General features: G+C 66.8%; 19 protein-coding genes. 10 read left to right on the top strand and 9 right to left on the bottom strand.

Annotated elements, in window-relative coordinates; all coding sequences use genetic code 11:
* Positions 1-16 precede the first annotated feature (16 nt).
* On the top strand, positions 17-2,845 hold the full coding sequence (locus ACE37B_RS15275) for a BTAD domain-containing putative transcriptional regulator (RefSeq protein ID WP_409924186.1): 2,829 nt from the start codon (positions 17-19) through the stop codon (positions 2,843-2,845).
* A gap of 177 nt (positions 2,846-3,022) precedes the next feature.
* Here ACE37B_RS15275 and ACE37B_RS15270 read toward each other — a convergent pair whose 3' ends face one another.
* A complete protein-coding gene (locus ACE37B_RS15270; RefSeq protein ID WP_409924185.1) occupies positions 3,023-3,376 on the bottom strand; it encodes a hypothetical protein in 354 nt (117 codons plus the stop codon).
* Between the two features lie 81 nt (positions 3,377-3,457).
* Positions 3,458-3,808, bottom strand: coding sequence for a DUF1622 domain-containing protein (locus ACE37B_RS15265; protein WP_409924184.1), 351 nt, complete (start codon positions 3,806-3,808; stop codon positions 3,458-3,460).
* A gap of 261 nt (positions 3,809-4,069) precedes the next feature.
* On the opposite strand from ACE37B_RS15265, the gene ACE37B_RS15260 reads away from it, so the two are divergent.
* Together ACE37B_RS15260 and ACE37B_RS15255 are read left to right on the top strand one after the other, a co-directional pair.
* Entirely contained in the window at positions 4,070-4,450 is a 381-nt protein-coding gene (locus tag ACE37B_RS15260) for an ArsR/SmtB family transcription factor (RefSeq protein WP_409924183.1), read from the top strand.
* Positions 4,447-4,932, top strand: coding sequence for an SRPBCC family protein (locus tag ACE37B_RS15255; RefSeq protein WP_409924182.1), 486 nt, complete (start codon positions 4,447-4,449; stop codon positions 4,930-4,932). The genes ACE37B_RS15260 and ACE37B_RS15255 overlap by 4 nt, the downstream gene beginning before the upstream one ends.
* A gap of 139 nt (positions 4,933-5,071) precedes the next feature.
* On the opposite strand, the gene ACE37B_RS15250 is transcribed toward ACE37B_RS15255, so the two are convergent.
* Positions 5,072-5,695, bottom strand: coding sequence for a TetR/AcrR family transcriptional regulator (locus ACE37B_RS15250; protein WP_409924181.1), 624 nt, complete (start codon positions 5,693-5,695; stop codon positions 5,072-5,074).
* Positions 5,696-5,910: 215 nt separating this feature from the next.
* Here ACE37B_RS15250 and ACE37B_RS15245 point away from each other — a divergent pair, with 215 nt between their 5' ends.
* The 4 genes from ACE37B_RS15245 (at position 5,911) to ACE37B_RS15230 (ending at position 9,159) form a co-directional block, all read left to right on the top strand.
* Entirely contained in the window at positions 5,911-6,813 is a 903-nt protein-coding gene (locus tag ACE37B_RS15245; protein ID WP_409924180.1) for a nuclear transport factor 2 family protein, read from the top strand.
* A 7-nt stretch (positions 6,814-6,820) separates the two neighbouring features.
* Complete coding sequence (locus ACE37B_RS15240; RefSeq protein WP_409924179.1) at positions 6,821-7,684, top strand: SDR family oxidoreductase; 864 nt, start codon at positions 6,821-6,823, stop codon at positions 7,682-7,684.
* A gap of 90 nt (positions 7,685-7,774) precedes the next feature.
* The gene (locus ACE37B_RS15235; protein ID WP_409924178.1) at positions 7,775-8,278 is read left to right on the top strand and encodes a hypothetical protein; all 504 of its coding nucleotides are present in this window, start codon (positions 7,775-7,777) and stop codon (positions 8,276-8,278) included.
* Positions 8,279-8,421: 143 nt separating this feature from the next.
* Positions 8,422-9,159, top strand: coding sequence for an MBL fold metallo-hydrolase (locus ACE37B_RS15230; protein ID WP_409924177.1), 738 nt, complete (start codon positions 8,422-8,424; stop codon positions 9,157-9,159).
* A gap of 210 nt (positions 9,160-9,369) precedes the next feature.
* Here the strand turns inward: ACE37B_RS15230 and ACE37B_RS15225 are convergent, their stop codons facing one another.
* The 4 genes from ACE37B_RS15225 to ACE37B_RS15210 are packed head-to-tail and all read right to left on the bottom strand — an operon-like array spanning position 9,370 to position 12,603.
* A complete protein-coding gene (locus ACE37B_RS15225; protein ID WP_409924176.1) occupies positions 9,370-10,566 on the bottom strand; it encodes a DUF418 domain-containing protein in 1,197 nt (398 codons plus the stop codon).
* A gap of 34 nt (positions 10,567-10,600) precedes the next feature.
* Entirely contained in the window at positions 10,601-11,407 is an 807-nt protein-coding gene (locus ACE37B_RS15220; RefSeq protein ID WP_409924175.1) for an ABC transporter permease, read from the bottom strand.
* Complete coding sequence (locus ACE37B_RS15215; RefSeq protein ID WP_409924174.1) at positions 11,404-12,423, bottom strand: ABC transporter ATP-binding protein; 1,020 nt, start codon at positions 12,421-12,423, stop codon at positions 11,404-11,406. Before ACE37B_RS15215 ends, ACE37B_RS15220 begins: the two co-directional genes overlap by 4 nt.
* A gap of 3 nt (positions 12,424-12,426) precedes the next feature.
* Entirely contained in the window at positions 12,427-12,603 is a 177-nt protein-coding gene (locus ACE37B_RS15210) for a hypothetical protein (protein ID WP_409924173.1), read from the bottom strand.
* Positions 12,604-12,702: 99 nt separating this feature from the next.
* Between ACE37B_RS15210 and ACE37B_RS15205 the strand changes: the two genes are divergently transcribed.
* Positions 12,703-13,776, top strand: coding sequence for a sensor histidine kinase (locus ACE37B_RS15205; RefSeq protein WP_409924172.1), 1,074 nt, complete (start codon positions 12,703-12,705; stop codon positions 13,774-13,776).
* Complete coding sequence (locus ACE37B_RS15200; protein WP_409924171.1) at positions 13,773-14,405, top strand: response regulator transcription factor; 633 nt, start codon at positions 13,773-13,775, stop codon at positions 14,403-14,405. The genes ACE37B_RS15205 and ACE37B_RS15200 overlap by 4 nt, the downstream gene beginning before the upstream one ends.
* Positions 14,406-14,573: 168 nt before the next feature.
* On the opposite strand, the gene ACE37B_RS15195 is transcribed toward ACE37B_RS15200, so the two are convergent.
* Together ACE37B_RS15195 and ACE37B_RS15190 are read right to left on the bottom strand one after the other, a co-directional pair.
* Positions 14,574-15,293 carry a hypothetical protein gene (locus tag ACE37B_RS15195; RefSeq protein ID WP_409924170.1) on the bottom strand — a complete coding sequence of 240 codons (720 nt, stop codon included), beginning with the start codon at positions 15,291-15,293 and terminating at the stop codon, positions 14,574-14,576.
* Positions 15,290-15,571: a hypothetical protein gene (locus ACE37B_RS15190; protein WP_409924169.1), complete on the bottom strand. Its 282-nt coding sequence runs from the start codon at positions 15,569-15,571 to the stop codon at positions 15,290-15,292. Before ACE37B_RS15190 ends, ACE37B_RS15195 begins: the two co-directional genes overlap by 4 nt.
* 116 nt (positions 15,572-15,687) lie before the next feature.
* On the opposite strand from ACE37B_RS15190, the gene ACE37B_RS15185 reads away from it, so the two are divergent.
* Positions 15,688-17,856, top strand: coding sequence for a LuxR C-terminal-related transcriptional regulator (locus ACE37B_RS15185; protein ID WP_409924168.1), 2,169 nt, complete (start codon positions 15,688-15,690; stop codon positions 17,854-17,856).
* Positions 17,857-17,906: the final 50 nt, after the last annotated feature.

Here is a 17,906-nt window from a genome sequence, read left to right as displayed (position 1 = left end):
TGCGAAACTTCGACCCGTGCCAGTCCGACCGGGGCGAGTCGTCATTCGAATGCTCGGCCCGATCGAGGTCCGATCCGAATCAGGATCCGCAGCCACACTTCCCAGAGCCCAACGGCGCATCATCGCGGTACTCGCTGCCGAGGAGGGCGGCGTCGTTTCCCTGGACCGGCTCATGGACGTGCTCCACGTCTCGAAGGCGGCGATCCAGACCGCCGTGTCCCGGACGCGCGACTCGATCGGAGTCGACTCGATCGCGACCAGGCCCGACGGGTACGCGCTGGGGGAGGTCGACCTCGACGTGGACCGCTTCTGCGAACTGATCCAACGAGCTGCTGGCGCCCAGACGCTGGATCGCGAGATCATCTTGGGCGAGGCACTGGCGCTGTGGCGTGGGGAGCCGTTCGCCGAGTTCATCCATGAGGACTGGACTCGACCGGCCGCTGTGAGGCTCGGCGAGATCCACTCGACGGCCACCGAAGACCACGCCAAGGCGCTCCTCGATGCAGGCCGCCCTCGCGAGTCGGCAGCCGCGATGCGCGCGCACGTGGAACGGCACCCGCTCCGCGATCGCCCTCGCGAGATCTTGATGTCGGCGTTGTCGGCACAGGGCCGATCGACCGAGGCGCTGCGCGTCGCCCGCGACTACCGGAGGTATCTCGACGAGACGGTCGGAACCACGCCGTCCGCCACGTTCGACCACCTCGAACGATCGATCGCCTCGGGCACTCACACCGCAGCGCCGCTGCCGAGCCAGAGCACTCGGATATCGACGACCAATGTCGGCCCTGAACCGAATCGGTTGGTCGACCGTCCCGAGATCGACCAGGTGGTCGAACTGCTGGCGTCTGCCCGGCTCGTCACGATGGTCGGGCCTGGCGGCATCGGAAAGAGCCGGTGCGCGATTGCGATCGCTCGGCGGTTCGTGGAACGACTCGATGCTGCTGGCCCGAGTCACCGGACCAGCGGTGTGTGGTTCGTCGATCTCGCCAGCACGGACGATCGATCCACGGATCTCACCGTCGTCGTGAGCGAGGCGATCGGGCTACGACGTCAAGCCGGGCTCACCCGAGGCGAAACGATCGTGCAGTTCCTGCAGGACCGTTCGACGCTGCTCGTCCTCGACAACTGCGAACACGTCATCGCGAGTGCTCGCGATCTCAGCTCGGCGTTGCTCGACCAGTGCCCTGGACTCGTCATCTTGGCGACCAGTCGGCTCCGAATGCGGACCTCCACCGAACGCGTCGTCGACGTCGCGCCGATGGCGCCCGAGTCGGCGGCCGAGTTGTTCGAGGCGCGTGTCGCCGAATGCGGAGCAGGTCCGTTTCAAAGGACCGACGTCGCCGCGCTGTGCGAGCAACTCGACAACTATCCCCTTGCGCTGGAACTCGCGGCTGGTGGCACGCGGGTGCTCTCGCCCGCCGAGATCCTCGCCCGTTTCGTCGCTCATCCGGCCTCGCTCGACTCGAACACCGTCGACGGGCCGTCTCGTCACACGAGCCTCGCAACGGCACTCGAGTGGTCGCTCGCCCAACTCGGCCCCGAGGCGACATCGATCCTGCACTCGATGACGGTCTTCCGCGGAGCGTTCGACCTTGCATCGGCACTGGCGGTCGTCGGATCCGATGTCGAGACCGAGGTGTTTCTGGGGCTCCTCGAGACGCTGGTCGAACACCACCTGCTTCGACGTGACCATGCGACGGCGAGGTTTCGAATCCTCGAGCCGATTCGACAGCACCTCGCCAGCGCAGCGCCGCTGACCGCCGAACTCGAAGAGCGCCACGCTCGATACTTCGCGGCGTTCACGCGCCGCGCCGTCCGCGACAAGTTCACGGAGGCCGAGGCGGCCGCCAGCCGCGCGCTTCGACGGTCGTTGCCTGACGTCCGAGCAGCCGTGCAGTGGGCGATCGCCAACCAGGACCCGACGCTCGTCGAGTTCATGATGGAGCGGATGGCGATGACGGTGAGCGCCGAAGTGTTCATCGAAGGCGGAGAGTGGGCCGAGCGAGCACTTGCGGCGTTCGAAGCCGACGCTGCCGAGATGCCGGCGACGGCGCTTGCTGCCGCGGTCGGTTGTTTCTGGTTGGAGCGATTCGAGGAGTCCGAGCGGCTCTTCGACCGTGTGGCGACGACGACGACGGGTCCGTTGCAGCTGGGCATCCTCGAAATGGTGCAGGGCTTCGTGGCGATCTTCAGCGGCGACTTCGCTCGAGCTGCACAGTGTGCTCGCCGGTGCGGCGAGATCGGTCGCACGATCGGCGAGCCGATCTTCGAGCTGCAGCCCTTGATCACCGAGATGGACCCGGCAGCGATCGAGGTCGCGGATCGTCTCGGTTCGCCGAGCAGGTCGGCCGTCGCCCGCTGGTTCGCATGGCTGTCATTGGACGTGAATCTGCGTGGTCAGAGCAGACTTCCCGACGAAGGCGTCGCCTTGGCGTTCGAGTCCGGCGACCCCTACGTGATTGCGCAAGGGCTGTCGTTCTTGGCGTCGCGCCTGCTGCGATCGGGCGACACCGCACAAGGCGCTGGCGAATTGGCGAACGCCGTGGAGCGGATGCTCCGGTTGCGCTCGCCCACGCTGGTGTGGGCGGCCGTGGATCAGTCGGCGAGCGCGCTGGCGATCATCGACGGCCAACAAGATGGTGCGGTCACGCTGTGGTCGGCGCTCGAAGGGGCAGGACGCGCGAGCGCGGCGCAGACCTACATGGTCCCCGGCACGGTCGAAGCCGCTCGAGCTGCGTTGTCGTCGACCGAACTCGAGATGGCCACCCTCGCCGGGTCGGTACTCAGCATGGACGCTGCTGTGGCCTTCGCCCTCGAACGTCTGGACCAGGTGGCCAAGAGCTGAGAGCCCGTCACCGCTGGGAGTGCGTCGACGTGAGTCGAGCAACTCTGATCGAACGAATCTGCTGGACGATCAGGTGACAGGCCGGTCACGGAGCAGCTGAACTTGCGTGACCGGCCACGCCGGTCGCCACAGTTTTCGCCGAGCTGACGCGTTCGAGGTGAAGGTCGCGCCGCTCGGTCAGGCTCGAACCGAGTCGAGGTGATCGAGCAGCTCGTCGGCCGCCTGCTCGACCGCATCGTGACCGTTCTGCGCAGCGCGCTGCTTTGCAGCGATGAGGCCGCTTCGCACGACCCGATGGAAATCGCCGTACGGGAAGCCGAAACGATCCTTGGTGTCGTCGGAGGCGTCGGCGTCGACCGCCAGGTGCCATTCGCCGAAACCGTCGTAGCCGTCGCGGTCGATCTTGCCGTTCTCGTCCTCGGTCGAGGGTGCGGCATCACCCCACTCGGTGTCGAGGTCGTACTGGTTACTGTCGATCAGTGCGCGCGCCTTCGCGACACCGTCGTCGTTGACTCGATACGTGGATGTCATGGATGAGCTGTACCCGCACGACGATCGCGACGAACCGTGGTCGTCAGGCGCGGACCCGCAGCGAGCCTGCGAATGCACCATTCACGCCTCATGCGAGCCCGCCTGCCACGGCCAACGCCCGCTGATCTCCACCTCCAGGGTGAACGAGAGGAACGTACGGATCAGCACGACGATGCCGAGTACAGCGACCGACGTGAACGTGGGGTCCAGTGCGACGGTCCGAATGATGTCTCCGGCGACGAGGACCTCGAGCCCGAGCAGAATCGACCGACCGATCGACCGACGGGTGTCTCGATACGCGATTTCGCGTCCATCGTGCCGCCAGCGCAGCAACAGCATCGCGAGCGACACCGCGAGTCCCACCACGATGATGGCGACCCCGACCAACTCGACGACTTCACCGACGCGCTCGACCAGCGACTCGAAGCTCATCTGATTCACGTCCCCCCGAGAACGCAGCGGGTCGGCACGGACATCGGTTCTCCTCGCATCGCGATCGTTCCCGAGCAACTACCCGGTCGATCACAGGTCCAACCCTGTCCCGTCTGCCCATCGGACGCCGCGGTCCAGGAGATCCAGCGCACCACGCGACGCCGTGTCCCGATCGAACGCTTGCCACCTCGGTTGACAGCCGGCGGCTCCACTCGTAATGTCGCATCTGGTTAATTAACCAATCATGAAAGCAAAGAGGGGATGCTGGCAGGAACCGCAACGCTGAACGACGACCGCCTGGACGAGACGTTCGCTGCGCTCGCCAATCCGACCCGTCGAGCGATCCTGGCTCGCCTGGCCCAAGGCGAGGCAAGCGTGAACCAACTGGCCGAACCGTTCGATCTGAGCCTTCCGGCAATCTCCAAGCACATCAAGGTGCTCGAACGCGCCGGCCTCGTCACACGCAGCCGGCGCGCTCAATCCCGACCGTGCACCATCGCGGCAGCGCCACTCGCCGAACTCGCGAGCTGGACCGAGCAGTACCGCCACATCTGGGACGAACGCTTCGACCGCATGGACGACTACGTCCGACAACTCCAACACGGCAACCACTCACCAGACAAGAAAGCGGCACCGCAATGATCGACTCCAACGACGTCCAGATCGACCGCACGTTCGACGCACCGATCGAGGTGATCTGGTCGATGTGGACCGACCCTGAGCACTTCGCCAAGTGGTATGGGCCGATGGGCTCCAGGATCCCGACCGCGGAGATGGACGTCCGAGTCGGGGGTCGCCGCCACATCGCCATGGAGATGGACACTCCGAACGGTGTGATGGCGATGTTCTTCGTCGGCGAGTACCGCGAGGTCGAGCCCATGATCCGCCTCTCGTACACCGAGAGCATGGCCGACGCCGATGGGAGCGCGCTGACCGCCGAACAGATGGGCATGCCCGCTGGAACGCCGATGGAGACCTCGGTCGTGGTCGACCTCGAAGACCTCGGCGACCGCACCAGGATGACCGTCACCCACATCGGCGTCCCCCGCGACTCGCCCGGTGGTCAGGGTTGGGCGATGGCGATCGACGAGCTCGAAGCACGAGTCGCCGAACGCCAGAGTTGACCGCCCTCGCTCCAAGGGCGATCCACGTCGCCGATGACGCACCCCCCGAGAACGTCGAACGCCCAGGCCAGGCGACCCGAGAAGCGTGGGTGTGGCCGGGCAGCGCCAGAGTGCGTCGGTCCAGATCGAGCCCGGCTGTTCAGCGTGGCGTCAGCCCGCTGGTCAGGCCGGCGAAGCTGAGTTCGGCTTGGAGTCGGAGCATGTCGCGGTCTTCGCCGAGCGCGACCTGGATGAGCAGCGCGGTGAACTGGTTGTCGATGAAGGCGGCGGCAACCGGAGTGGAGACACCTGGGTCGATCTCGCCGCGTGCCTTTGCGCGTTCGACCCAGTCCGCGTAGCACCCTCGGGCTTCGTCCCGAAGGCCGTCGGCCCGGGTCTGCGTGGCCGAGCCGAGCTGCGATGACAACACCCGCATCTTCGCGAGCAGGCAACCGGCGGGCATGTCCCGGTTGATGTCGAGCATGATGTCGATCATCGCCGCGAGGACTTCGGCGAAAGGCGCATCGTTGGTCGTCCTATCCAGCATCGGCGCAAGCACTGTCTCGGCGTAGCGCTCGAGGGTGGCATCCATGAGGCCGTCCTCGCCGCCGAACTCGCGATAGAGGGCGGGCTTGGACACGTCGGCTCGGCGACACAGTTCGTTCAGCGACACGGCGTCGGTTCCCTCACGCCAGTAGGCGTCCATCGCGACGTCGATCACACGCTCCCGATCGATCGTCTTCGGCCGGCCCCTCCCGCGACCACCGCTCGATTCGACCACCATGCCCGACCTTTCTGAGGTTGCTTCCCTCTGAGACTGGCCCTTGATCGTACCAGGCGGTACTCAACTCGAACTCGCTCGAAGATTCCGCCGTGAATATTTTCGTACCTTTCGGTACGTTCGGGTTGGTAGTAGCGGCCGGGCGGTCTATCTTGTTTTCGTACCGCATGGTATGAAACACGAGAATCCATCGCCACCCACGAGTCGGAGAGCCCCACATGAAGATCCTCACCCCGGTCCTCGTCGCCTCAGCGATCGCAGTCGCCGCGTGCAGCGATTCGACCCCGACCGCCGAGCAAGCCAGCGGTACCGAACCAACCGAGACAACGATTCAAGAACAGGAACAAGCCACCATGACAACGACCGAACTCGCCACGGCAACCCTCGCAGCGCTCTTCATCGACTTCGACCCCGACGCCGCCGCCGAACTGCTCGCCCCCGACTACATCCAGCACAACACCGGAGTGCCGACCGGGGCGGCTCCCGTCCTCGAATTCATCCCCGCCCTGGAAGAGAGCGGTATCTCGGTGACGACGCATCGCGTCTTCACCGACGGCGACCTCGTCGTGTTCCACAACACCTACGAGAACGCAGAGTTGTTCGGCGCCCCGACCCTGGTCGCGTTCGACGTGTTCCGCATCGAGAACGGCAAGGTCGCCGAGCACTGGGACAACCTGCAGCCACCGGCGGAACCGAACGCATCAGGGCGAACGCTGACCGACGGCCCCACCGAGGTCACCGACCTCGACCAGACCGAGGCCAACAAGGCCCTCGTGGCCGAGTTCACCCAAGCCGTGCTGATCGACGGCGACTTCGACCGCATCACCGAGTTCATGGCCCCCGACCTCATCCAGCACAACCCGTGGTGGGGCGACGGCCTCGAGGCCCTCGGCGCGGGCTTCGCGGCCCAGGCCGAGCAGGGCAACGCCCTTCGCTACGACACGGTCCACCAGATCATCGGGCAGGGCAACTTCGTGCTGTTCATGTCCGAGGGTGCCCTCGGCGACACCCCGACCGCCTACTACGACCTCCTTCGTCTCGACGACGGCAAGATCGTCGAACACTGGGACGTGATCTCAGAGATCCCCGCCGAGATGGCCCACGACAACGGGAAGTTCTGAGGAACCCATGAACAACGTCATCATCACCGGAACCAGCAACGGATTCGGCCACCTGTCGGCCCTCGCATTCGCCGAAGCCGGGTACCGGGTCTGGGCCACGATGCGCAACGCCAACGGCTCGAACCGTGAACCCAAGGAGCTCCTCGAAGCGGCCCCCGGCGACATCCGCGTACTCGACATGGACGTGGCCGACGACGCGTCGGTCGAGGCTGCGGTCACCCAGGTGATCGACGTCGACAGCAAGGTCGACGTGCTGATCAACAACGCCGGAATCATGTACATCGGCCACACCGAGGCCTACAGCGTCGAGCAGGCTCACGAACAGATGAACGTCAACTACTACGGCGTCATCCGCACCACCCAGGCCGTGCTGCCCGCCATGCGGCGAGCCGGCGGCGGCCTCATCATCAACACTTCCTCGACTGCCGGTCGTGTCGCCTATCCGTACTTCGGCACGTACGGCGCAACGAAGTTCGCCGTGGAGGCCTACTCGCAGAGCCTGAGCTACGAGATGGCGCCTCACGGCATCGACATCGCGATTGTCGAGCCCGGACCGTTCCCGACGAACCTCATCAACTCGGTGCAACCGGAGGCCCGCCGGCACGTCCTCGACGACTACGGCCCACTCAAGGACGTACCCGCCGGCATGCTCGCCTACTTCACCGACTTCTTCACCACCGACGCGGCTCCCGACAACCAACTCGTCGTCGACGCCTACCTCGCACTCGTCGCCGCCGAGCCCGGCGACCGGCCGACACGAACACACGTCGGCATCGAGCACGGGGTCACCGAGATCAACCGTCTCACCCAACCGATCCAGGACAACATCGTCGACGAACTCGGCCTGACCGCCGTCCTGGCACGCCCATGATGAGCGATCCGAGCACCTTCACCCACCCCTCTCTCGACAAGGCCCCGGTTTCACATGAGTGACACGACCATTTCTACGATTGCGCTCCTGGTGTGCCTGGCCCCGGGGCTGTTGCACCTGGTCGAGGCGGCGTTCCCGATGCTGTCGCGCTGGATCGTGAACTACGTGCTCGTGCTGTTCGGGCCGGCACGGCCGACCAGAGCGGGATCGCTCACCAACGACGAACAACTCGAAATGCTCGACGCGGCGCTCGACGCCGCCCCCGAGGCGAAGAAGCGGGCAGGAGCCGACTACGTCTTCTTGCTGCTGTTCGAGCAACGCCAGGGCTCGCTCGCGTTCATCTCGGTGGTCGTCGGCGTGATCTACGGGCTGACGTTGACCCTGATCGAGCGCAACCCGCTGCACCTCGTGTTCGGCGTGATGTCGGTGCTGTTCATGCTCGTCAATGCCAACCACGCCGGCATCGGGTTCCTCGGCCACCACCCCAGGGTGTCGCGCAACGGACGCAACGTCGGGATCGTGTTCGCACCGTTCTGGGCGGTCGCTGCGGTGCTGAACCTGCTGGCGTTCTCGTCGTCGCTGCCATCGTCATGAACCGCTCGGCTCTCACCAGGAGTCGCGGCTGGCCCGTTCTCGCTCTGCCCTTCGTGTTGGCAGTCGGCCTCGCGTGTGCGAGCGACGACGATGCGGCAACGCCGCGATCCACGGAGGTCGACACCGTGGACGAGGATGCTGCGATGACGGCCGACGCGGTCGGCGACGTCACGATCCACTCTTTTCTGGGCCCGAGCCTCAACACCGGGACCTACGTGATCGAGTCGTCGGCGTCGGTCGTCGTCGTCGACACCGGGTATCGAAGCGGCGACCCGGAGACCTTCCGGGCCGCGGTCGATGCGCTCGACAAGCCGATCGCGACCGTGCTGATCACCCACGACCACCCCGACCACGTCGGCGGGCTCAACACCGCCTTCGCCGATGCGCCGGTGGCCACCACGGCGGCAGTCGCTGACCTGATCGACGCGGGGGACCGTGACATCGAGATCCTCGAAGGTCCGTTCATGATCGACGGAATCGAGTACGTCGCCGACGAATACCTCGACGTGGAGGCACGCGCCCAGATGGTCGTCACCCTGCCCGACCACGATGCGATCTTCACCGGCGATCTGGTCTTCAACGAGACCCATCTGTTCCTGACCCCACACCTCGACCGATGGATCTCCATCCTCGAAGAACTCCAACTCGACTCGCCCAGTCGTGTGTATCCCGGCCACGGACCACCGGACGACCCCAGCGTCTACGCGGCAACGATCGAGTACCTCCTGACCGCCCGAGCCGAGCTGGCCAGCGCATCGAGCGGCGAGGAATACACCGCCGCCATGATCGACGCGTACCCGGACTGGGAGGAACCGAGTCTCATCGAGTTCTACCCGAGAGCGCTGCTGTCCCAGCCGGCCCCGCCGACCACTGAGCGTTGATGGGTACTCACGTCGACGCTCTCCTTGGGCACGCCAGAGGACCTGCGGAGATTGGCCGGTCGAGACGTCCCAGATGATCGTGTCATGAGCTGAGCGTGTCTGGTCTGTTCATCGGCGGGTCGAGCGTGGGCGACCGATGAGGACCCGCCGGCAGACCGCACACAGTTCACACTCCAAGAGCACCAACGACGTGGTCGCACCCGGTCGTCCTCACTCGAGTTGACGAGGCGGCACGCGTCGGGCGGTGGCGCGTGGCCTGCGCAGCGGTTGCCAGGATCGGTAGGTGCCGCATCGCCACGCCCACTCGAAGGGGCCGTACCGGAATCGTTGCAGCCACCAGGTCGACCACCAGAGCTGCAGGGCCCAGACGGCGAGGATCCAGATGGCGATCATCGTGCGGGTGAGGCCGATGTCGTCGAGCAGCCACCCGAGCGTGGTCAGCCCGATGATGGTCTGGGTGACGTAGTTGGTGAGCGCCATGCGCCCGGCGTTGCGGAACCGCTCGAGGTGGCGGCTGCCGCTGCGATTCCAGAGGATGATGACGGCCAGGTAGCCGAGTGCCATCGGGATGGTGCCGAGCCCGGTGGGGACGGTGCCGGTGAGCGCGGTGTCGGCCGACCAGTCGGTGGCGATGTGGAGCACCGGGCCGGCTGCGGTGACGGCGCCGCCGATGCCGATGCCCCAGATGGCGAGGCGCCGGTAGTAGGCGGCGTTCCGTTCACCTTGGACGATGCCGAGCCGATACAGCGCAACACCGATGAGCATGAGACCGAGCGCCCGGCCTCCCGCGTTGAGCAGGAACCACGTCTCCACCGTCGACCCCATGGCGGCGGCGTCAGCGAACCAGAAGTCGCCGAACTCTGCAGGGTCGTCACCCACGGCGGACTGGAAGAACGGCGCGGTCACGGTGCCGACCAGGGCGAGCGCCACACCGACCGTGGCGAGGATCCGGGCGGGGAGCTTGCGCAGCAACAGCACGACGGGGGCGCACAGTGCGTAGAGCGTCAGGATGTCGCCGAACCAGAGTGCGGCGTGCGCGAGGCCGACGGCGAAGAGCAGCGCGAAGCGCCACAGGCTGAGCCACACGACGCGCCTGCCCTTGACGGCGGCGCGCTCGGCGAAGATCACGACGCCGACGCCGAAGAGCAGCGAGAACAGCGCCATCATCTTCTGGTCGATGACGACCATCGTGAGCACACCGACGACCCAGTCGAGCGGCTGCTCGACGCCGTCGGCGGACACGTTGAAATACGCCGCCCGGTCGAGCCCGAACGCCAGGGCGTTCATCGGCAGGATGCCGAGGATGGCGACTCCACGGATCAGGTCGAGTGACGTGATGCGTTCCGCCTTCACCACGGGACCTGATGCGGGGTTGGTCGTGGCGTCGGTGGTCGGTGGTGCTGTCATGGCGGTTCCCGTCGAAGTGTGATGGACGCGCCGGTCAGCGCTGCTGTTGGGGGTGCCAGCGGAATCCGCGCAGCGCCACGAAGGCGACGGCGGCGACGGTCCACGCCCCGAGGATGGCGAGGTTGCCGATGTCGAGGTCGATGCCGGAAGCGTCGGTGACGTACTGCGACTGGTAGCCGTTGGCGAGCGGTTCGAGGGGAAGGTACTGGGCGGCCGAGCGCACCGACTCGGGCAGGATGTCGGGTGCGAAGAACACGCCCGAGATCATGGCCAAGATGATGCCGACGCCGTTGGAGATCCCCTGTGCGCCGGACTGGGTGCGGGTGATCGACGTCGCCGCAAAAGCCAAGCAGGCGAAGGTGATCGTGCCGGCGAGCGTGTACACGACGATGCCGGCGATCGCACTCACCGGGGTGCTGACGCCGAACGCCACCGATCCGAGCACCGCGATCAGCACCACGCCGATCGTGGTGATCAACACGGCGATGGCGAAGCGGGCGGCGACGAATGCAGGTAGCGGTAGTGGTGTGCCGCGGAGACGTTTGAGCATGCCGCGTTCGCGGATGTCGACCACGTCGGGCAGGAGTGCGACGAACGCGGTGTAGATGACGGCGTAGGCCATGAACCCGCCGACGTAGAACGTGCGCAGGTCGGGGGATTCGCCGGCGCCGCGAACGTCGACGGGCGTGTCGCCGCCGATGGCGTCGGAGCCGAACAGTGCCGACGCTCCGAGGAAGAACACCACGGGCATGACGATGCCCAACGCGATGGCGGACCCGGCGCGCGCGGTGGCCAGCAGGTGGTAGCGGGTCTGGCTGACGAAGATCGTTGCTGCGCTCATTGCGGTGCTGCTTCCTGCTCGCTGGCGGTGCCGGGGTCGGCGGCGGTGGCGGAACGGGTGTCGTCGTCGGAGCTGCCGATGGAGAGGAACAGGTCCTCGAGCGAGCTGCGCTGCACCGTGAGGTCGTCGAGAGCGATCCGCCGGTCGTCAGCCCATGCGAGCAGCCGGTGCAGGTCTCGCTGGGGGTGGGCGCTGGAGAACGCCGCGTGCCTGCCGTCGACGCGCAGTTCGGTTTCGATCGATCCCGCCAACGCGACGACGTGATCCTCGATGTCCGTGCCGGTGCCAGTGCCGGCGCCGGTGGACAGTCGGAACGAGATGCTGGTCGCGGCACCGTGGCGTTCGAGGAGTTCGCCGAACGTGCCCTCCGCGGCGACGACGCCATCGTCGAGGATGACGAGGCGGTCGGCGAGGGTCTGGGCTTCGTCCATGTAGTGGGTGGTCAGCACGATCGTGACCCCCAGTTCCTTGAGGCCCTCGATCATCGTCCACGACGCGCGCCGAGCCGCAGGGTCGAGGCCGGTGGTCGGCTCGTCGAGGAACAACAGCTCGGGGTCGCCGACGAGGCCGAGTGCGACGTCCAGGCGCCGCTTCTCTCCGCCCGACAGGCCGCCGACCCGGGAGGACGCAAGCCGTCCGAGGTCGACGAGGTCGATCGTCTCATCGACCTCGCGGGGCCTCGGGTACAGGTCGGCGAACATGCGGACGGTCTCGGAGACGGTGAGCGTCGGGAAGACGTCCATGTCCTGGAGCACGATCCCGATGCGGGACCGCCACTCGCTGCTCGGGTCGGCCGGGTCGGTGCCGAGTACCGACACCGACCCGGCGTCGCGCGACAGATATCCCTCGAGGATCTCGATGGTCGTGGTCTTGCCGGCACCGTTGTGACCGAGCAGGCCGAAACACTCCCCGGCGGCGACGTCGAAGCTCACGCCACGGACGACCTCGCGGTCACCGTAGGACTTGCGCAGACCGCTGATGCTGATCGCCGGCGGCTCCCGGCTGTCGGTCGCCACTGCTCAACGCTTCGACGAGAAGCCGAACCCGAAGGCGGAGAAAACGCCGCCGAGCACGCCCATCATCCACCACATGCCGGTGCCGGCGCCGATGGCCGCTCCGGCCGCGACCCCGACCAAGCCGCTGAAGAACGGTGCCTGCCAGGCCGGTTTCGTCGTCTGATCGCTCTGGTTGCTCATGTGTACTTCCTCTCGCTGATCGCCGCGGACGTGTTCCGCAACGGATGTCCCCAGTGTCGAGGGAGTGCACCGACATGTCGTCTGCCCGGGAACTGATCGGTGTCATCTTCCGAGCCAGGCCGGATCATCTCCGCGACCGATGCGACGTGGTCTGGCGTCTGGGAGGATTGGGTGATGGACTCCGACCTCACGCTCGACGACGTGTCCGCCGACCAGCGGCAACGTCGGCGGGCACGGTGGTCGGTGGTCGCCGGGCTCGTCGTCTGGTCGGCGGGAATCGCACTGTGGGAGCTCACCTGGGCCGGAGGTCTCACGGCGAGCGTGCTCGGCGGGTTCGCGCTGACGTACGGGCTGAGTGCACTGGCCCAGGCCCCGGACGACGCCCACTCGCCCGGATGGGTGGTCGCCGTCCCGGTGGCGATCGCGCTGGTCCTCATCAGTCAGGGTGTCGGTCGGGAGGACTTCAGAGAACGCGTCGCGCTCGTCGGGCTCGGCGCACTCCTCATGGTGATCGCCTTCCTCCGGATTCTCGACGACCGGTTGGCGGTCGAACGCCAGCTCGCCGATGCCGCGCTCGCCGACGAGCGCCGCCGACTCGCCGGCGACGTGCACGACGTCGTCGGCCACACCCTGTCCGCGTCGATGCTGCACATGTCGGCGGCCCGCTTGTCGGTACGGTCGAACCCCGACGCAGCGATCGCGTCGTTGGAGCTCGCCGAGCAGCAGGGGCGCCGATCGATGGACGACATCCGCAGCGTCGTTCAACTGTTGCGCGACGATGGTGGCGCGAGTCCGCCGACACCGTCGGCCGGCGACCTGCCGGATCTGGTGGAGAGTCTTCGCGACGCTGGTGCCGACATCGCCGACAGCATCACGGGGTGTCTCACCGACGTTTCCGCCCCGACGGCGCTCACCCTGTACCGGGTGGTGCAGGAAGGGCTGACCAACGCGGTACGCCACGGCACCGGCACGATCGATCTGACGGTGCGAGTTGGTGCTGCCGACGTGGAGGTCGGGATCGCCAACGACCGACCCGTTCGCCGCGCGACCACGAAGCCCGGCAGCGGACTCGTCGTCATGCGCGAGCGTGTCCACTCGATCGGCGGAACGGTGGATGCCGGTGTGTCCAACGCTGATGGTCGGTGGACGGTGCGAGCGAGGATCCCGACATGATCCGCATCCTGCTGGTCGACGATCAGGAGGTGGTGCGAGCGGGCCTGCGGAGTCTGATCGCCACCGATGCCGGGCTCACCGTCGTGGGCGAGTGCGCCGACGGGGACGAGGTCGTCGAGCAGGTCGAGCGGAGCACCCCGGACGTCGTCGTGATGGACGTCCGAATGAAACGCGTCGACGGCGCCACCGCCACCGCCCACCTGCGTGCGATCGATGGACCGCCCGTGCTGGTGCTCACCACGTTCGACGACGACGACACGCTCGCCGCCGCACTCCGGGCGGGTGCAGCAGGGTTCGTGCTGAAGTCGGCGCCGGGTGAGGACATCCTGCGCGCCATCGCCGCCGTCGCTGCCGGTGACGCGTGGATCGATCCGCACGTGGCGGGCCGCGTGCTCGACGCGTTCCGGGACCAGACCCCCCGAGAGCCGATCGACCTCTCGGCTCTCACCGAGCGGGAGTTGGACGTGCTCAAGGTGATCGGACGCGGGCTCAACAACCGCGAAGCCGCCGCCGAGTTGTTCGTCAGCGAAGCCACGCTCAAGACCCATCTCAGTCGCGTCCTGACCAAGTTGGAGCTCCGCGACCGCAGCGCCGCCATCGTCTTCGCCCACGACAACCACATCCGGTAGATCTCTCGGCGTCGAAGATGCGCTCGCAGCGCCGTGATCGCTGCACCCCGGCAGGCAAGATTCCACCGTGGCTTCACCCCCGGGTGACGACATCGGCACCAGAGAAAACCGCTCGGACGTCGGGCTTCGTTGTCGACGGGCCCGAGTACGTGTTGGCGATCGTGCCGGTCACGATGCCGCCTCGGAGGTGTCGCGATCACGCAGGAGGGTGACACCCACGCCGACGAACCAGACGATCGATCCGAGTCCGAAGACCATCTCGATCGCTTCGAAATCGGGCACGACGGTGACCACCCCGGCCACCGCGGTGACGATACCGACGATGTTCAGCCAGCGAGGAAGCGCTGCGGCGAGCAGCCCAGCGATCGAGACGAGGAGGATCCAGATGCCACCGACGAGTTCGTTCCCGCCGCCAAGGCCGTTGGTGACCGTGTCGATCGCCGACCAGACGGTCACGGCCCGGTCGGGGTCGGACTCGGCGAGGTCGGCGACCGCCTCGATCCCGATGTTCGAGATCATGCCAGTGGCGAACATCAACGCCGCCCAGATCGCAGCGAACACCATCCCGGCGTTCGCCAACAGCGGGGCAGTCGTCGCAAGGCGTTGACGAAGCGCGAGTCCCATCGGCACGAGTGCTGCGCCGAACACGATGAAGATGCCGATGTACCAGGCGAGCAGCGACCCTTGATGGTCGACGAGGAAGTCGACCGATTCGACCGGCGTGGCATCGGGGTCGGTGTAGTCGGCGAACGTCGTGGCGAACATTGCGATGCCGTAGCCGAACGTGCCCGCGGCGAGGGCTGCTGCGGCCCCACCGATGCGTTGTAGCTGGGTGGCGGAGTGTCCTGGTGCAGACCTCGTCGTGGAAGAGCTGGCTTGGATGGTCATGGCTGGGTGCCTTTCTGCTGGTTGTGTTGTCTGGGTTCGGTGGTCGAAAGAAGGTGCGGGTCGACCGAGTCAGCGTCGAGCCGGCTCAGGCTCACGACTTCGGCGTTCATCGAGGTGAAGTGGGCAAGCAGCCCGTGAAGGTGTGACGGATCGCGGATCTCGCCGGTCAGTCGGGTGTCGCCGGCCGCGGTGGTGTCGATGACGAAGTCGTCGGTGACGGGCCGGAGGAGCCGTTCGGTCGCTCGACCCCGGATCTCGATCTGGTAGCGGTGGGACATGACGCCAGACTCGATGCTGTCGGGGTGAGGTCGCCTCGCTCGGTCGGCGAAGTCACCCGGGTGACCAGCTGGGTGGGGTTGTGGTCGTCTCGCGGCAGGTCACCTACTGTTGAGGCATGGCCGATGCTCGAGCGGCCGTGTCCGCGACCAAGGTGCTTCCACCGCGGCCACCTCACCGCTACCTCTCCCGTCATCGACTGATCGATGGCATCGAGGCGTCGGTCGCCGCAGGCCGGGGCTTCGTGCTGGTGAGCGCGCCAGCAGGTTCGGGGAAGTCGACGCTGATCAACGGATGGCTCGACGCGAACGATCGACCGAGCGGTTGGTTGCAGGTGGACGAGGGCGACGACGACCCGATCCGTTTCTGGAGCGGGGTCGCTTCGTCGCTCCAGACCCACGTGCCGGGGATCGGTGAGGCCATCGGGTCGGCGATCGGCGACGGCCTCGACGCCGTGGTCGCTGCGATGGTCAACACGTTGTCGAGCGTGGGTGGGGAGGTCGTGCTGGTGATCGACGACTACCACCTGATCAGCAACGACGACGTCCACGACAGCGTCGAACGGCTCGTCGCCCAGCGACCGGCGAACTGCATCGTCGTCGTGTCGACGCGTCTCGATCCGCCGTTCCGTCTCGGACGGTTACGTGTCCGAGACCAGATCACCGAGATCCGGGCGGCCGATCTCCGCTTCAACGTCGACGAGGCAGCGTGGTTGCTCGACGCCGACGTCGCAGGTCTCGGCAACGACGACGTCCGACGGCTCGCCGATCGAACGGAGGGCTGGGCTGCTGGGTTGGTCCTCGCTTCGCTGTCGATGCGCGGCGGAGATGACGCGGCCCAGTTCGTTGCGTCCTTCCATGGTGACGATCACCTGGTCGCCGACTACCTGAGCGACGAGTTCCTCGACTCGGTCGACAGAGCCGAGCGCCAGCGCCTGCTCGACGTGTCGGTGCTCGAGCGACTCTCCGGGCCGCTGATCGACGAGGTGTGTGGCACCGACGACGGCACCATTTGGCTCGACTCGCTCGCAGCCAGCAACCAACTGGTGATCGCCCTCGACCGAACCGGCACCTGGTACCGGTTCCACCACCTGCTCCGAGATCTTCTGCGCGTCGAACTCGTCCGTTCCTCACCGCAGCGGTCGGCCGAATTGCACGCCGCGGCCGGGCGGTGGCATGCAGAGTCGGGCGATCTGATGGCTGCGGTCGAGCACCTGATCGAAGCCGGGTGCATGGTCGAGGCCGCCGACATCGTGGCCGACAACGCGACGAAGCTGTTGAACGTCGGGCGGACCTACACCGTGACCCGGTACATCGAACGCCTCGGCGACCTCGTCGACGAGCACGAGGGCCTGGCGATCGTGCACGGATGGGTGTCGTTCGTGACCGGCCGCTTCGCCGAAGCCGAACGAGCGCTCGACGTCGCACGCCGACTCGACGTCGATGGCGTCGACACCGGACTGATCCAGTCGTTGACGGCGATGATCCATCTCGCGAAGGGCGACGTCGCAGCCGGACTCCGAGCCGTCGAGGAGCAGGCGCCCACGACCGAGCCGACGCACCCCATGGTGCTGGGAGGCGTGAGGGTGATGGGCGGCCGATTCGACGAGGCCCGACCGTTTCTCGCCCAGGCGAACGAGATGGCCGCAGGCAGGCCCGATCACTTCGTCGCCGCAGTCACGCCGGTGTTCGAAGCGGTCGCCGAGATCGAACAAGGTCGGGCGGGTGCGGCCCGCGACCTCGCCGAGGCGGCCCTCGCCTATGCCGAGGAGCACCGGATCTCCGAAGCGCCGCAACTCGCACTCGCACACAGCGTCATCGCTCGGACCGACGACGACGGCGCGTCAGCGGTGCCGGCGGCGCTGCGCGGCGTGCAACTCGCCCGGCGGTCCCCGGAGAACGTCATGTTGACCTATGCACTCGCGAGCGCTGCCGATGTCGCCTTCGACCACGCCGACACGAACGCCGAGCATCTGCTCGGCGAGGCGCGAGCGATCGTCGACCGGTGCGTCGACCCGGGCATCGCCGGTCGCTATCTCGCTCGCGTCGAGTCTCGACACGGCCTCGCCGAACGGGTGACGTCTGACGAATTCGTCGAGGAACTGAGCGACCGTGAACTCGCCGTCCTGCGGTACCTCCCGTCGCAGCTCTCCCAGCGTGAGATCGCGAGCGAGTTGTACGTCTCGCTCAACACCGTGAAGACGCACTGCAAGGCGATCTACCGCAAGCTCGGCGTCGACGGCCGCAAGCCCGCCGTCCAGGCCGCCCGCGACCACGGGCTCCTCTGATCGCCCGGCACGGCAGGGTCGGACCCCTCGTTGCCGTCGAGTCGTTTCTC

The organism is Ilumatobacter sp. (genome assembly GCF_046290335.1).
In the GTDB taxonomy this organism is placed as follows: domain Bacteria; phylum Actinomycetota; class Acidimicrobiia; order Acidimicrobiales; family Ilumatobacteraceae; genus Ilumatobacter_A.
The sequence above is the reverse complement of the archived record's forward strand: the minus strand, read 5'-3'. Positions and strand labels throughout refer to the sequence as shown.